The organism is Paraburkholderia sp. SECH2 (genome assembly GCF_030464795.1).
Classification (GTDB): Bacteria; Pseudomonadota; Gammaproteobacteria; order Burkholderiales; family Burkholderiaceae; genus Paraburkholderia; species Paraburkholderia aspalathi.
The window spans coordinates 317388-333537 of sequence record NZ_JALPRH010000005.1; the positions used below are offsets into that span (position 1 = coordinate 317388).

Sequence of the window (16150 nt, forward strand, 5' to 3'; positions counted from 1 at the left end):
AATGCCGTCGAAGGTGCCGTTGAAGATGCCATTGAAGATGTCGCTGAACACTCCAGTAAAAAAATGCCGATCCGCATGCCGATGACCGTGCCCAAACCCACCCGCCTTCGCCACACTATTCTGCGCACCGCCGCCGCATTGGCGGTCGTCTTCACCGTCGCCTCCTGCGCGCGCCTTGCTGCAGTCGATTCGAACGCGCTCTGGAAAATCGTCGATATGCGCTGCGTGCCGTCGCAGCAGGCCACCGGCACGCCGGGCCAATGCACGGTCGTCGATCTCGACAAACGCTATGCGATCCTGAAGGATATTGTCGGCCGCTCACAGCATCTGCTGATTCCGACCGACCGCGTCACCGGCATAGAAAGCCCGTTCGTGCTTGCGCCGAATGCACCGGACTACTGGGACGATGCGTGGGTGTCGCGGCTGTACGTCGAGAAGTCCGTCAAGCGCTCCTTGCCCGACAATCAACTCGGCCTCGAGATCAACTCGCAATTCCGCCGTACGCAAAACCAGCTGCATATCCATATCGATTGCATGCAAAGCAAGGTGAGCGACGCCTTGGCGCGTCACGCGAAGGACACGCCTGGCGAATGGCGTTGGGATACGCTCGACGGCCAGCGCTATCGGATCATGCGCGTCACCTCACTCACTCAGGCGAGCAATCCGTTTCTCATCGTCGCGCGTGATAACAAAGACGCTGCAGCGATGGCCATGCAAACCATTCTCGTGACGGGTGCGGGGCCATCCGCGGAGAAAGACGGCTGGCTCGTCGTGAATAGCAGTCTCGATGCCGACAACGGCAGCGGCTCCGCGGAAGGTTTGCTCGATCACGCTTGCCACGTGGCGGACGATAAATAAGCGTCTTTTACCGATTGCCCGAACAGGATCCGCGAGGATCCCTGCGCGCCGGGTGATAGCGGCCGGGCGCTGCGCAAGGGCCGGCGATATGGCCCCGCGCTTTTGCACGTATTTGCAGATGCATTGCTGAACAAAATGGTTCTAGTCGCGTGAATTGGTCCGTAGGATCGGTCTAAACCTGCATTCCGACCGATCCAGCCGATGGCGATTTACCTCGACGACACGCAACGTAAAGCACTCGCCCAACAGGCTGCAAGCTGGACATGGCGCACGCAATGGCCGACGTGGCTGCTGATCGCCACGATCTACGGTGGATGGTTCGGTGTGGCGACGCATGCGCGCATGCTCGGCCTGCCGCTGACCGTTGCACTGCTAGCGTTGCTGGGTGCGTGGTACATGTCTCTTCAACATGAATTGCTGCACGGCCATCCGACGCGTTCGCCGTTCTTCAACGCACTATTAGGATTCGCGCCGCTCGCGGTGTGGTTTCCGTACAGCGTCTATCGTGATTCGCATCTTCAGCATCACGACGATCCGCATCTGACGCTTCCTGAGCGCGATCCCGAAAGCTACTTCGTCAGTCAGCGCGTGTGGCAACGTGCGGGTCTGGCGATTCGCGCGCTGCTGACCTTCCGCAATACGTTTGTCGGCCGACTGATAGTTGGGCCGGCTTTTTCCATAGCGGCAACGGGTGTCGATGAACTCCGCACTATCAAACGCGGCGATTTGCGTCATGTGCCGATGTGGGTTGCGCATCTGGTTGCATTGGCAGCGCTGACGATATGGCTTCAACGTGTCTGCGGAGTCCCTGCCTGGGCATTTATCGTCGGCGCGGGATATGGATCGTTGTCGTTAGGTTCGATCCGCTCGTTTCAGGAACATCGCGTGGCACATGCTCACGAGCATCGCACTGTCATCAACGAAGCGGGGTGGTTGTGGCGGCTGCTGTTCCTGAACAACAACTACCATCTGGTTCATCACGACTTGCCTCATGTGCCCTGGTTTGCACTTCGAGAGGTTTATGAAACGTCCCGGCAGCAGTACGTAGAACGCTCGGGAGGGTTTCTCGTACACGGGTACAGCGAATGGCTGAAGCTTTATGCATTCGCCTCGGTTGCGCCTCCGGTTTATGGGGATCTGTCTGGAGCGGCTATTCAGGCCGCAGGACGCACGACGCCCGCGGCACGTTTAGCACTTAGGCGCACGAGCAGAGATTCTCTCCACTGGTAGTACAGTCATTCGCGAAGATCGCGCGGGATGGACCCCAGCATACCGTTAAGCACGGCCGCGCAGCTTACGCTGCTGTAGCGACACCATCCGTTCGACAATTTCTTCCGGCAGTTTCCGTTCCCATCCTCGACATACACAGCAAGGGCTTTATTCAATTCCACGGCCGGTTGGAATTGGCATTTTTTTTGCATCCGTCCACAGCAGCAACCACCGTTGGGCTGCCGATGGCCTATAACAGTATCGGTAGTTCAAGATGATCGTCTATTCAGCTACCGAGGGCACGAAAGCCCGCGAACTTTTGACCGGGCAAGGAGGTTTAGCGAGTACGACCGGACGAATCCATGCTTTGTCTTTTCGAATCCTGAATAGCCTGAGTATCGGAGGTAATCATGAAATGCGGGTACCGTGGATGGATCATCGACGCGGCTCCGGATTTCTCCCTTGGGAAATTCTTCGCACACGCGCGACTGGTCCGTGTTTCGAGTGACGACGACGTTGATGGCGAGATGCACATCGAGCGTGATCTTTCCTACTTCGACACCGAGGACGAGGCGATCGAGGTTGCCCAACAATGGGCGTTTGCATGGATCTGCGAGCGCGAAGGCAACGTCGAAAGTACGCAGGCTGGGACGCCCACGTTCCGGAGCCGCATTCCAGCCGAATCTCGATCAGCATGAGATGCTGGATGCGCGGCCCCTGTCGTTTTTTTGCGACCGCTTCGCCATCCACAGATGGCGCCAGGCACGTCGAGCAAGCCTTGGCGGGGAGACAGAAATCATCACACAAGACACCCGATTTGCATCCGCTGCGAGCCTCGATACCCTAAGAAAGCACGTCAGCGTTCCCAACGTTCGGCGTGTGTGTTTGTTCGCCGCAGCATTGCCTGCGGCATTTTTTTAGCATTGCCCAGGCATCGGCCACTGTCTCAGGTCACGGGGTAGCACTTCTTAAGCTTCCCTTCAGCCCCCTGGCGTAAATTAATTCCACACTAACGTTCGCCGCTCACTGCGACTCAGTCCAGCTGTACGCCCGGCAGTGCATGTACGCGTACATAAAAAGATTGGGGGACCTCATGCCACAAGGAAATACAGGTGGTGCCACTCTGGTGGATGCTCGCGCAGCTTACGTGCTTGAACTGGCACGAGGCTGTTCATACATCAGCAGCACTTTGAGTCCGGAAACGCGGGACAGCGCTATCGCTGAGGTTCTCGGCGAATTTCGCGAACTGTACGGCGAACAGGAAGAAACACTCTTTCAGAAACTGCTTGCTGAGGATCTGCTGCGTCGAGGCAGACCTAACGCCGCCGCGGCAGTTCTCGCCTTCAAATTCATCAGCCCGTGAGGCAGGCGCAAGTTACATGAACTGTTCGGGCACGCGCCTTGAAGCGCCACCGCGGGCAGCATGACAATCGTCAGCAACGCGGCCGTCGTCGCCACGGCCCACGTTTCGGTCTCGATCCAATACCCGTTTCACTCGACGTATGACAGGCATAGTTGTTGCACAAAGGAACAAACCGAGTGAACGGCAAGCGCACGATCGTTGAAGGCCAGACACCACGGGCGCGGACAAATGCGAAGCGTGCGCTGGTCCGGTGAAGTTCTGATTCTACGAATCCTTGTAATTGTTACTGCCAGCAATGAACCCCACTCCAGTCTCACGACATCGTCCGGCACTCATCGTCGTGCCCGGCGTCGTCCGCGATTTAGTCCAATTGAATCTTTCCAGAGCCGATCCAGGGAGCACGGCAATGAAGATCCAGTATTTCCTTGTGGCGGCCGCCGTCGCCATGATGACCTGCCCGGTATTTGCCCAGCCACAGACATCTGTGGAGATCAGAGAAGGCGCGGACAGGAGCACCGTAACAGGAACTGCAACGGTAATTGCCACGGTCGTCACCATTGATCCTGCTACCCGGACCGTCACGCTCAAAGACAGGAACGGCCGCGTCGAAGAACTTGAGGCCGGCGCGGAAGTGCAGAACTTTGATCAGCTCAAGGTTGGCGATGTGGTCACCACCGAGTACCGGGAGGCGAGGTCTCTGAGTCTCACGAAAACGAACGGCCCACGGTCTGCCAGCGAGCGGCAGATCTCACAGCCGGCCGCGTCCGGGACCAAACCGGGCGGCACAATCAGTCGTGAGGTGACGGTAGTGGGCGATGTCGTTGCCGTCGATGCAAAGGGGGACCACGTCACAATAAAGGGGCCGCAGGGCACGGTGGATGTGTTGGTGGACCCGGAGCAGTTGAAGAACATTCGCAAGGGTGATCAGGTTAAGATTGTGCACACTGAAGCGGTTGCGATATCCGTCACACCCGGAACGAGCAAGTAGTCATCGGGAGAGTTCACGTACCGCGTTTTGCCGGTACCTGTTGAACACCCCACTCTTTTCGGCAAACCTCCTCCGTACAACTGTCGACTCCTTGCCCCACCGCCCCACGTCGTAGATGAGCACCCGTAGCGCCGAACGTTCGCGCGTTCATCGCGAACCAGTTCGGCGCCGAGCCATCTTACTGGGCCCGAACTTCGATGGAGACCCGCCGGTCCGGTTGCAGGCAAGCGATGACTGCCCTGCTCCCGCCGTCCGGACATTGGGTTGTTGAATCACGGGACCCCACTCCCGTCGCATGAATCACCTCACCGTCAAGCCCATGATTGATCATGTATTCCCTTATCGTCTCCGCACGGGCCAGTGACAACGACTGGTTGACCGCATCCGGCCCGAGGCGGTCGGTATGGCCTACGACCGAAATGGACTGAACACCCCTTCGCTGCTTGATACGCGCGATGACCTGCTCGAGGTTGGCCGCGCCGCCCGGCGAAATCGAAGCCAGACTGGACTGGCCGAAAGCAAACAGGGTATCGGTTTGCAACACGAACTGATCAACCGTTTGCGCCACAGGTGCGGCCGGCTGCGTGGCCGCCGCTGCTGGGGTATCCGGCGCGCCACCACACGCGAAGGTCAGCCGCCGCGTGACATCGGATTCGTCATTATCCGGCAGGAGGCGTCCGACTTTCTGCAGCGGGCGAACCGGCTCTCCCTGACATATCCGTTGGGCCACCTTCATACAGGTAGCAGGTCCTTCGAAGATCCCGTGACATTCGACCTGATGAAGCCGCGAACCGTCCGCGGCCGTAACCGTATATGCGTTAAACGTCGGCCCGGAAGCACTCGAACATCCCGCAAGAAAAACCAGGCTCAGCGACAAACTCCATCCAGAAAGCTGCTTCATTGTGTTCTCCATACTATTTTTTCGTACGTCCGGTTCGACGCACGATCACGTTGTCCGCACTTGAGCGAAGGCGTCTGCGCTCTACCATTGCATGGCCGCACCCATCCCGAAGGTTGTGCCGCCGGGGCTCATACCGACGCCTGCTTTCATCTTGATGTTCTCGGTGATACGAGCGGTTCCGCCGAGCGCGACGGCCTGATAGCCTCGGAAGCCCGCCGTGCCGACGCCAAATGACAACGTCTTGTCCTTGTCGACTTCTGGAATCATCGTCAATGCCGTCGCTGCGGCGATGCCGGAATAGGCATTGCGCGCGACGGAGTTGATTCCCGACTGCAGTTGGTCCACCCGTTGATCGGTATAGGCGTTGGCCTGTGCGAGCCCGGCATTGAGCTGGTCCACGTTGACTGCGTCCGTCCCCTGCGTTCCCGCAGCCACATTTGCCACCTGCCGCGTATCGTTAAGCGAGCCGACGGATACCACGTTGCTTCGGCCTCCGTCCGTGCTGTTGGAACCCAGCGCCACCGAGTTATTCCCGCTCGCGGCCGCGCCGACGCCAACCGCAGTGGCGCCATTCGCGCTGGCTTGCGAACTGTTGCCGACCGCCGTGCTATTCGAGCCGGAAGCTACCGAACCCTGCCCGCCCGCCGAAGAATTCGCCCCCGTGGACGCGGGCGAAGAACCCGGAGTGGACGAGAAGGGGGCACCGCCGCCGCCGCCGCTTTGATTGTTGATCAGCGTGGTCAACTGCGTGGTGACTGCGGCGAGCTGGCTTACGTTGACCGCATCGGTTCCAGCCTTGCCGGCTGCCACGCCGGTGATCTGCCGATTGCCGATATTGACCTCGCCCGCCGACGACTGCGGACTGCTCAGTCCGTACGCAATGTAGTTGCTCAACGCGCCAACCGTCGTCACCGATCCCGCGCCCAGCGCAACGCTGTTTGCCATCGACGCGCTCGCGCCTGAACCCATCGCGACCGCATCGATGGCGCTGCTTTGGGCCCCCGAGCCGATAGCAATGCCGCCTGCATTCGCGGCCTTCGCGTTCGCCCCTTGTGCGATCGACTGTGCGCCGCTTGCGATGGAACCGCTGCCGAGCGCAATCGCGTCGGCCTGTGCCGCGTTCGAGCTTTCTCCGATCGCGACGCCGCCTGGCGCCGTCGCGTCGACGATGGCGCCGTTGCCGATGCCCACGCCGTTGTCACCGTTGACCACCGTCGTCGGTCCGACCGCAATCGACTGCGCGCCGACCGCGAGCGAATCAGCCGCCGTCGAATTCGCGTGAAAGTACATCTGTCCGCTCACGGCGAACGAGGACAGCGCACCCGCAAGCTGCCTGATGGTGACCGCATCCTGTGCCTGCGTGCCGTCCGCGACGTTGGTCAACTGGCGATACGTGTTGCCGGCCGCGCTGCCGAAAGACACGGCGCCGAGCAGCGTTTGATCCGACGTGTTGAAGGGAATCGCATGGGTGCCGTTCGCAATTGAACCGATACCGGATAGAACCGCGCGATTGGACACCGATCCCGAGCCGATCGCGACCCCGCCGGCCACCGAGGCGCTCGACAGAGCGCCCAGCGCAAGCGCGTTGTCCGCCTGTGCGGAGGCACCGTTGCCGCCGGCGAAGCTGCTCACGCCGCTTGCCGTCGCCCCCACGCCCGCCGCCAACGCATTGGTGCCGGTGGCGCCATCGTTGTTGTAGTTGCCACCCTGCGTGCCGCCATCGTTGACGCTGTAGTAGTGCGTCTTGCTGGCCGTCACTACGCTGGCGAGGCTGCCGACCGCCTGATCCGTCGCATAGAGCTGCGAACCGTTCACTGCATCGGTACTAGTCGCGTTCACCCGGCCCGCCGCCACGTTCGTCACCGTACGCTCGTTACCTGCACTGCCCACGCTCACCGTGCTCGTCGGCGCGGTCCCCGCGTAGGTGTAGGCCGTGCCGTTGATCGTGTCGCCGGTCGTTGCCACTGCCGCAGCCGTGGTCGAACCACTGCCCAGCGCTACGGCATTGGCGTTATTGGCCACCGCGCCCTGACCCAGTGCCGTGCTGTTGGCGCCGGCCGCGGTGGCGGCCACGCCTGCCGCAAGCGCGTTGGTGCCGGTGGCGCCGTCGTCGGCGTAATTGGCGCCCTGTGTACCGCCGTCGTTGACGCTGTAGTAGTGCGTCTTGTTGGCGGTGATCGTCGTGGACAGACTGCTGACTGCCTGATCGGTCGCATACAGCTGCGAGCCGTTCACCGCGTCGGTACTGGTCGCGCTCACCCGGCCTGCCGCCACGTTGGTCACCGTGCGCTCGTTACCCACGCTGCCCACGCTCACCGTGCTGGTCGGAGCCGTACCCGCGTAGGTGTAGGCCGTGCCGTTGATGGTGACACCCGGCGTCGCCACCGCTGCGGCGGTTGTCGATGCGCTGCCCAGCGCCACGCTGTTGGCGAACGTCGAGCTCGCCCCTGCGCCAAGCGCTACGGCGTCCGTGGCGCTGCTCTGCGCGCCTGAGCCCACAGCCACGCCGCCCTGGTTAGCGGCATTCGCGTTGGCGCCTTGCGCGATCGACTGCGCACCGCTCGCCACCGCGCCGCTGCCGAGCGCCATTGCGTCGGCCGCGGCCGAATGCGTTTGCTGGCCGATCGCGAGGCCGCCGGGCGCCGTCGCATCGACGACTGCCCCGTTGCCAACACCGACACCGTTGTCTCCGTTGACGACGGTCGTCGGTCCGACAGCGATCGACTGCGCGCCCACCGCCAGCGAATCGGCCGCCGTCGAATTCGCGTGAAAATAGTTCGTGCCCGTCACCGAGAACGATGACAATGCGCCCGCGAGTTGCCTGACGGTGACTGCGTCTTGCGCCTGCGTGCCGTCGGCGACATTGGTCAACTGGCGGTAGGCAGTGCTACTGCCGACGGACACCGCACCCAGCAAGGTCTCGTCGGAGGTGTTGAACGGAATCGCGTGGGAGCCGTTGGCGATGGATCCGACTCCGGGCAGAACCGTGCGATCTGCAACCGATCCCGATCCGATCGCCACGCCGCCGACGACCGAAGCCGTCGCCTGCAGGCCGAATGCGGTTGCGTTGTTCGCCAACGCCTGGGCACCGTTGCCCAGTGCCGTGCTGCTTACCCCGGAAGCCAGGGCGCCGACACCCGCAGCGAGGGCGTTAACACCAGTCGCGCCGTCGTCGGCGTAATTGGCCCCCTGAGTGCCGCCGTCGTTGACGCTGTAATAGTGCGTCTTGTTGGCGGTTACCGTCGTGGACAGCGCGTCGACCGCCTGATCGGTCGCATACAACTGCGAGCCGTTCACTGCATCGGTACTGGTCGCGCTCAACTGGCCCGCGGCAACATTCGTCACCGTGCGTTCGGCACCCACTTTGCCGACGCTCACCGTGCTCGCCGGCGTGGTGCCGGCAAACGTGTACGCGGTCCCATTGATCGTCGCGCCTGGCGTCCCCACCGCGGCGGCCGTCGTGCTTCCCGCACCCAGGGCCACCGCGCCGGCATTGGTGACGGTGGCGCCGGAGCCAATCGCAACGCCTTGCGTCGCCGCGGCCGACACCGTTGCAGCGTCGCCGAACGCAACCGAACCGGCATTGTTCGCTTGCGATGCATTGCCCAGCGCGACGGCGCCCTGGCCGGTCGCTGTATTGGCATTGCCGAGCGCCACCGCGCCCTGGCCGTTGGACGTATTGTTCGCGCCCATGGTTATCGCACCGGTCCCGATCGCCGAGTTCGGATCGCCGATGGCAACCGCGCCGTTACCGCTGGCCGTATTGCCCACGCCGATCGACACGGCCTTGCCGCCTGTAGCGGTTGCCGTCTGACCGATCGCTATGGCGCCGGCCGTGTTCGCGGTTGCCCCGGTACCCTGGGCGATCGAATCGCCACCCGTGGCTTGAGCCCCATTGCCCAAGGCAATATCGTTGGCCGTCGTCGGCGCGCCGTTCACGCCGGCCACCGCATTCAGACCCTGGGCGATCGAATCGTTGCCGAACGCATTGGCCGCTGGTCCCACTGCGATCGCATCTGTGCCAGTGGGGACGCTGTCCGCCAGCACCGAATTGGTGTGGAAATATTTGATCCCGCTGCCATTGTTGATGTTGGAAATCGCTGTCGTATTGGCCGTGACCTGCTGGTTGGTGGCGAACAGCTGGGAGCCGTTCACCGCATCCGTGCTCGTCGCGTTCAATGCAGCCGGCGCCATATTGGTGATGGTCACCGGAGACCCGGCTCCCGCGCCGCCGGTCGCACCGAGCGTGATCTTCGTACCACCCGCCGCGTCGTACTTGACCGCGACATTGGCCGTGTTGTCGATATTCGTATTCAGCGCGGTCAACGCACCGGCGACCGTCGTCTGCGCCGTGGGTCCGCTTACGGCCCCGGTCGTGCTGACGGTGTTGACCGGCTGGCTAAAGCCGGTGAGATCGCCGGTCGCCGCGCTATAGCTGGCGCCGCCGCCCAAGGTGCCCGCGGTCGACGCGCCGAGATTATTGACACCGGTGACAACCGTATTCAGTTGCGAGCCGTTGATTGCGTCGGTGCTAGCAGCTGAGATCACGCCCGCCGCCACGTTCTGCAGTTGCCGCTCTTTGCCAGCCGAGCCGACCGACACCACGCCATTGGCCGCGCTCGCGATGCCGGCTGCCGTGCCGCCATAAAGCGCAGTGGTGCCCGTATGCGGCGCTGCGGTGGTGCTGCCCGCACCCAACGCGACGTCGTTCGCGTTGCTGGCTGACGCGCCGGCACCCAGCGCGATCGCTTTGGCCTGGTTGGCCACCGCGGAATCGCCAAGCGCCAGCGCGCTCGCGCCGTTCGCGTTGCTCGCGTTGCCCAGCGCGACCGCGCCTTGACCATTGGCGGTATTGCCGTTGCCCTGCGCTACCGCGCCATCGCCCGTGGCGGTATTGTTCGCGCCCACGGCGACAGCACCATTACCGGTCGCGGTATTGGGATCGCCAATCGCGACCGCGCCGTTGCCGCTCGCGGTTTGCGCTTGACCGAGCGCGACTGCGCCCGTCCCACCGAGTACCTGGGAGTTATGGCCGCCGGCGAACGAACCGGCGCCGGCTGCTGCGGCGACGGTGCTGCCGTCGCCGATGGCAACCGTGGAGGCGGCGAGCGCTCTTGCAGCATTGCCGATGGCGGAAGCATTGGCCGCGTTAGCCGTTGCGGAGGTACCCATGGCGAGGGCATCTGTGTTGGCGCCCGTCAGAGCCGAATCACCTATCGCGATGGACGACGAGCCAGCCGAGCTCGCGCCGGAGCCGATCGCAATTGCGCGAATGCCCGACGCCGCGGCGCCTGCCACCGTCGCCGGGGTAGACGCGCCGCCTTCCGCAACGGTATCGGATGACCCCAACGCTATTGAATTAGCACCGGTGGCTTGTGAGCCGTTCATCATACCGAGGGCGTTGAGCCCTGAGGCGGCGGCGCCCGCTCCCAAAGCCACGGCATTTTGTGCCGTGGCTTTGGACACTGTGCCGGCGGCCAGTGAAGAGGGACCGGACGCAGTCACGTCCGTGCCGACGCCAATCGCACCCGCCGCCGTTGCGCCCGTGCCGGCGACGGCACGCGGCCCAAGATAAACGGCGTTGAGTCCGCTGGCGATGGACTGAAAGCCGACAGCGACAGCATGCGTCCCGGACGCTGTGGCGATATAACCGATCCCGACGGCTGCCGGCCCGCTTACCACCGACTGGAAGCCAATCGCAGCGGCATAATCGGCGGTTGAGGTAACGTCAGTGCCAATCGCAATGGACCCCGTTCCCGTCGAACCGGTGCCCGCCGCAGTGCGCGCTCCCAGATAAAGGGAGTTTGCACCGGTGGCACTGGCTCCCGCACCAACGGCTATACCGTTGGTTTGCGAACCGGTGGCGCCGCCGCCCAATGCGACGGCGCCTGACGCGGCAGCGTTGGCGCTCGCACCCAGTGCAACGCCGTTATCTCCAGTTGCCTTCGCCAAGGGGCCGACAGCAGTCGACTGGTTGCCACTCGAGACAGCGTCAACGCCAATCCCGATGGCCGCCGAGCCGCTAGCGGTGACATCCGTGCCGATGCCGATCGCAGACTGCGCGGTCGCGCCGGTACCCGGAGCAGTGCGCGCGCCCATGTAAATGGCGTTGATACCATTGGCAATGGCCTGAAAGCCAAAGGACAAGGCATTAATGCCCGTGCTGCTGGCGCCATAACCTACCGCAGTTGCTCCGCCGCCAGAGGCGGTAGACTGTTGGCCCACACACGTCGTGCTGCCACTATAGAAGTTATAGGGCGCCGACGCGCAGCTCAGCTGCGCCTGTGCCTGCGCGCCCCATCCCCCCACGCCAATCAGCAACAGAATGGTCAGGACCCGCGGACTCGAACCGTGCGACACCGCGGCACCCTGCTCGCCACTGCGTGCGTCGCATATAGAAGCAGCCGCTCCCGACTTTCCCTTGCCACGCGACGAGTCCAACTCCGACGCGGCCACGAAGGCGCCAAGCGCCTTGTTCCAGATGGTCCGATATGCTTTGTTCATGTCGTTGCCTCACCAGATAATTGAAATGAGAAGTTCATAAGCGCGAGCGTGTGCATGCACCCCAATTATTCAGGATGCCTATTTATAGTGTTTAAAACGTCTCATCACGGCGCACATTGCTTCAGCGTTGGAACTGAGGCAAGTTGCTTCCGCCCTCGGTGAATGACGAATCCTGAGCGCGAGCGAATACCCACGCTGGCGTAGGAATTCGCATGACTAAGTAGACGATGAGGGTCGGTCAGATGGCCAGTTTTCGGCGAGCTGGCCGCTGAGACGATCGACGAATGTCTGGGTTATGAAGGTCCGAAGGGGGGACGCAGAGGAAGGGCGGTCGCGTGGCGGAGCGCCAATCGGCGGCCAGACTGATGCGCTTTCTTCGCTGAGCCAGTGCCCGGCTCTATTCCGACTGGGATATTCATCGTTACTGCCCCCTCAGTAGCCTGTTGCAACGTTCTCTCGGCTCGTGGCATGACAAATAGTTTTGCGCCAGGCTACACGCACCGTTTTCTTTCTCGCAGCATCTTGAGCACTATGTGAGACAAAGGCCGCCAAGCCATTCGCACTGAATGCGACATCTCTCTTTATTAAATCGTGTAATGGAAAGAAAGATAAGTGCCCGCGGGAACTTTCTCATAGGTCTTTTAATTTGTCTACAAAAAGCCTTTGCGACCATGGACCTATTGCGAATTCGCCTTTTGACTGTGTCGCGCTCGACACAGCATGGCGTTCGCGTCGCGGCCATAAAGCACTATCAAGAGCTGCCGAGCCGTGCTGCGATGGTCATTGATGCGTGCAACGTACTTGATTTCAAAATTCATTCATCACCAAACAAGCTAAATATCGGTCAGAATTTCCTTAAGAGACTATGAATTCCCGGCGCTCTGCCCGGTACTTTTTTAAGTCGGTTTTGTGAAACAATTCTTATTAATAAAATTCATGCAAGACAGATAACGAAGACTCTTCCAGCCTCGCCATTGCTCTCACGCCCTTATGAAAGCCAGGGAGTGGAAATGAAATGGAAATTCATTCGTGGTGCTGTGCTCCCAGGCGCCTCTATTCCTTCAATGTCTGCCCGCGTCGACTGATTCGTTTTTCTTAGAAGTAGGAGCGGACTATCGAAGTATTTTCTCTTCGTGCCGCTTCGTACTTTTATGAACATGGTCTTCCTCTGCTAACTCCAGGCGCTTCGCCCGCTGCCGCAACACAAGGGCGACGGCAGCGGGATACCGACAAATTACTTACCAGCGATAGCCAACGCCCGCGCCTGCACCCACGGAGCCGTGGCCAGAGACCCCCGTTGTGACTGAGCCTTTGACCATCCACTTTTGCGTCGCGACCGAAAGACCGACAGCCATCGCGGACTGCCCGCCGTAGTTGCCGGCCGCGAGTGCTACAACCTTCTCACCCGGCAACACAGCTTGCGGCAAGTTCGCCATGGCGATTGCGGATGCTGTACCCGCGCTCGCGTCACGGCGATATTTCTGCATGTCGTCGCGAACGCTGTTGATTGCACCATTCAGCTGTCGCACGTTGACCGCATCAGTCGGAGCCGTACCGTCTGCGACGTTGGTAATCTGACGCTCAGCACCCGGTGCACCAACCGAAACCGTGTTGTCCCGGTCTGCAACTGAATTTGCACCCAAGGCAACCGAATTATTCGCGGTGGCCTGGCTGTTGGTGCCGATTGCAGTCGAATCCGTGCCGGTGACTTTGGAATTCGTGCCGATGGCGGTTGCACGCGCAGCCGTGACAGTCGAGTTCGTGCCGATGGCCGTACCATCTTGACCCGAGACATTCGAGCCGTTACCAACAGCCGTTCCATTGGGAACGGATACGACCGAATTGTTACCAACTGCCGTACCTGTCGGGTCTGCAACCGTGCCATTCGAGCCGGATGTCGAAATCCTGTCGACCGTGGTGGTGATTGACGTCAGATTGCTCGAGAGTGCCGAAACCTGCGAAGCAATCGAGAAAAGCTGCGAGCCGTTCACCGCGTCCGTGCTGGTGGCGCTGATTTGACCCGCGGCGACATTTTGCAACTGATGTTCCTGACCGACCGCGCCGATACTCACGACGCCGGTCGGCGTCGCGCCTGCGAAGCCACCGAAGGTGACGCCGTTCAGCGTGACGCTACTCACGTTCGTTGCCGCACGTGTGACCGCGCCGGAACCGAGCGCTGTCGATTCAGCGGTCGAAGCCACGGCTGCGTTACCGATCGCGATTGAATTTGCGCCCGTCGCCTGTGCGAGGCCGCCCAGTGCAACCGTGCCCGCTACTGCCGCATTGGCGCTCACACCCATGGAAATGGAGCCGTTACCTTGCGCAAAAGCGCCATTTCCGAGGGCGACGGCTTCGCCGTTTACTGCCTGGGCGCCCGGGCCGATTGCAATGGGCGAGGCAGGCGTAGTCGACGTTGCAGTCGCATTTGCTCCAATTGCAATTGCGGAGTTGAAGGATGCACCGCCGTTTGCGACTGCGCCCACCCCTGCTGCAAATGCACCGTTACCAGTTGCAGAAGCGTGATTACCTATCGCCGTTGAATTTGCTCCGATGACCGACGCTTGTGCGCCCAAGGCGGTTGCACCCGATCCGACTGCACTCGCGCCACCGCCATACGCTACAGCGTTATTTCCGCTTGCAACTGAATTGGCGCCGGCTGCCGTGGCATTCTGGCCGCTTGCAGTTACCGTATCACCCAGAGCGGTTGCGGCTCCGCCATTAGCGGTGACATTGATCCCGACCGCTGTGTTCTGACTCGTGTTGCTCGCGTCACCGGCTACAGCGGGAAAGGTCCCGCCTGTACTCGCGGACGGAGCCGTAGCACCCCCAATCGTTGCAGTCGTCCCTCCGACCTCGCCGCCAACTGCCAGGTTATCTGCATGTGCGTATCCAGCCGAGAGCGTGAGCGCCGCGAGTGCAGCCAGTGCTACTTTCGACTTCAGCGGTCGACCGACCTGCCCTATTTCCGCTTGTCCCGCTTCGCCCTGCACGCCGCGTTGCGTCTCCGCTGCCGCGACCAGCGCGCCAAATCGGCGATTCCAAACCAATTTATATCTGCTCTTGTTCATTACGTTCCGCTCTCACTCGTCTGATGGCCAATAAAAGGATTCATGTCTGGTCTCCGTCACGCTCTATCTGAGTCTTTAGCTTGCCCATGCCATCTGGTTTTTCTCGGCACGCCGTTCCATAGCGGCGGTCGCTACAACGCGTAGACCGCCACAGTCAAGCCACTGATACCCACGGCTACAAATTTTTGAATTAGAAATTTTTCGTAAGGACGCGAGGAATTATGGGCAGCGTTACTGCCACGATCGTTTTGCCGGAGGGACGAAATGCTTTGCCGGAGGGAAAATTCTTTTGATATCCGTGCGGAAACCGCTCGATTTAAATTGAATTAACAATCTGGTACGCTTCGCGGCTCTATGCTGGCGACCGATCCGCGCGAGCCTCAAGCTGCGCAATCAGCCGCCGTTAACCAGACGGTTACCCGTCAGCTTCTTTCGCCTACACGATGTCGCCCCGAAACAGTGCCCTCACGGATGCCCATCTTCTTGTGGTAGACGACCAGCCGGACCAGCTTCGATTGCTAATTGATGTGCTGCGCAAGGCTGGATGCCGGATCAGCGTCGGATTCGACGGGTCACAGGCGTATCAACGAGCACTGGCGATTTCACCCGACCTGATCCTGATGGACGTACGGATGCCGCGGATGGACGGATTCGCCGCCTGCCGGCTTCTTGCCGCGGACCCTCGCACCTCTGCGATTCCCGTCATTTTCCTCACCGTGGCTGGGGAGCTCCACGAGCGCATCAACGGTCTGGAAATCGGTGGCGTGGACTACGTGCTCAAGCCATTCGAGGCGGACGAGGTACTTGCACGGATTCGCGTTCACCTTGCCCGGACACGGGGCAATCGGGATACAGAAGATGAGGTATCCGCTTCGGACTTCACCGGCAACAGCGTCATCGTTCGCGCAGCCATTCGACATTTGTCGCAAAGGCTGAACGATGCGCCAACGGTCGAGCAACTCGCGCGCCTCGTGGGGACCAATGAAAAACGACTGTCGCGTGCGTTCAGGGACAACCTGGGCCGGACAGTATTCGAGTATCTCCGGGACGAGCGCCTGCGGATTGCACAAAAGCTGTTGAGTAGCACGTCATTGAGTATTGCCAGCATCGCCGAAGAAATTGGCTTTTCCAGTGCTGCAAATTTCGCCACGGCGTTTCGTGAGCGGTTTGGCATGCCCCCCTCAACCTATCGAGAGGAGTATCGCAACCGGGACCTGGTTGATACCGCGGAACCCACCCTCGAGGCAGAGTGACGACAT

Annotated in this window: 9 protein-coding genes; 6 read left to right on the forward strand and 3 right to left on the reverse strand. The window is 61.2% G+C overall.

The window, feature by feature from the left end; genetic code table 11:
- The first annotated feature begins 63 nt into the window (after window positions 1-63).
- The 5 genes from M0D66_RS12535 (at window position 64) to M0D66_RS12555 (ending at window position 4418) form a co-directional block, all read left to right on the forward strand.
- A complete protein-coding gene (locus M0D66_RS12535; RefSeq protein WP_200621499.1) occupies window positions 64-858 on the forward strand; it encodes a CDP-diacylglycerol diphosphatase in 795 nt (264 codons plus the stop codon).
- 201 nt (window positions 859-1059) lie between these two features.
- Window positions 1060-2088 carry a fatty acid desaturase gene (locus tag M0D66_RS12540; protein WP_266210785.1) on the forward strand — a complete coding sequence of 343 codons (1029 nt, stop codon included), beginning with the start codon at window positions 1060-1062 and terminating at the stop codon, window positions 2086-2088.
- Between the two features lie 389 nt (window positions 2089-2477).
- Window positions 2478-2765 carry a hypothetical protein gene (locus M0D66_RS12545; protein WP_200621031.1) on the forward strand — a complete coding sequence of 96 codons (288 nt, stop codon included), beginning with the start codon at window positions 2478-2480 and terminating at the stop codon, window positions 2763-2765.
- Between the two features lie 395 nt (window positions 2766-3160).
- A complete protein-coding gene (locus M0D66_RS12550; RefSeq protein WP_211708067.1) occupies window positions 3161-3430 on the forward strand; it encodes a hypothetical protein in 270 nt (89 codons plus the stop codon).
- A gap of 406 nt (window positions 3431-3836) precedes the next feature.
- Window positions 3837-4418, forward strand: coding sequence for a hypothetical protein (locus M0D66_RS12555; RefSeq protein WP_211708068.1), 582 nt, complete (start codon window positions 3837-3839; stop codon window positions 4416-4418).
- A gap of 178 nt (window positions 4419-4596) precedes the next feature.
- Here M0D66_RS12555 and M0D66_RS12560 read toward each other — a convergent pair whose 3' ends face one another.
- The 3 genes from M0D66_RS12560 to M0D66_RS12570 all read right to left on the reverse strand — a co-directional run bounded on the left by M0D66_RS12560 (window position 4597) and on the right by M0D66_RS12570 (window position 14891).
- On the reverse strand, window positions 4597-5319 hold the full coding sequence (locus M0D66_RS12560; protein WP_211708069.1) for an OmpA family protein: 723 nt from the start codon (window positions 5317-5319) through the stop codon (window positions 4597-4599).
- 81 nt (window positions 5320-5400) lie between these two features.
- Window positions 5401-11823, reverse strand: coding sequence for an ESPR-type extended signal peptide-containing protein (locus M0D66_RS12565; protein WP_211708070.1), 6423 nt, complete (start codon window positions 11821-11823; stop codon window positions 5401-5403).
- Window positions 11824-13061: 1238 nt separating this feature from the next.
- A complete protein-coding gene (locus tag M0D66_RS12570) occupies window positions 13062-14891 on the reverse strand; it encodes a YadA family autotransporter adhesin (RefSeq protein ID WP_211708071.1) in 1830 nt (609 codons plus the stop codon).
- 443 nt (window positions 14892-15334) lie between these two features.
- Here M0D66_RS12570 and M0D66_RS12575 point away from each other — a divergent pair, with 443 nt between their 5' ends.
- On the forward strand, window positions 15335-16144 hold the full coding sequence (locus M0D66_RS12575; RefSeq protein WP_211708072.1) for a response regulator: 810 nt from the start codon (window positions 15335-15337) through the stop codon (window positions 16142-16144).
- Window positions 16145-16150: the final 6 nt, after the last annotated feature.

Bases quoted from the DNA above. Each gene is read 5' to 3' on its own strand.
- M0D66_RS12550 (WP_211708067.1), top strand. From the start codon at position 3,161: ATGCCACAAGGAAATACAGGTGGTGCCACTCTGGTGGATGCTCGCGCA.
- M0D66_RS12540 (WP_266210785.1), top strand. From the start codon at position 1,060: ATGGCGATTTACCTCGACGACACGCAACGTAAAGCACTCGCCCAACAG.
- M0D66_RS12565 (WP_211708070.1), bottom strand. From the start codon at position 11,823: ATGAACAAAGCATATCGGACCATCTGGAACAAGGCGCTTGGCGCCTTC.
- M0D66_RS12560 (WP_211708069.1), bottom strand. From the start codon at position 5,319: ATGAAGCAGCTTTCTGGATGGAGTTTGTCGCTGAGCCTGGTTTTTCTT.
- M0D66_RS12535 (WP_200621499.1), top strand. From the start codon at position 64: ATGCCGATCCGCATGCCGATGACCGTGCCCAAACCCACCCGCCTTCGC.
- M0D66_RS12570 (WP_211708071.1), bottom strand. From the start codon at position 14,891: ATGAACAAGAGCAGATATAAATTGGTTTGGAATCGCCGATTTGGCGCG.
- M0D66_RS12575 (WP_211708072.1), top strand. From the start codon at position 15,335: ATGTCGCCCCGAAACAGTGCCCTCACGGATGCCCATCTTCTTGTGGTA.
- M0D66_RS12555 (WP_211708068.1), top strand. From the start codon at position 3,837: ATGAAGATCCAGTATTTCCTTGTGGCGGCCGCCGTCGCCATGATGACC.
- M0D66_RS12545 (WP_200621031.1), top strand. From the start codon at position 2,478: ATGAAATGCGGGTACCGTGGATGGATCATCGACGCGGCTCCGGATTTC.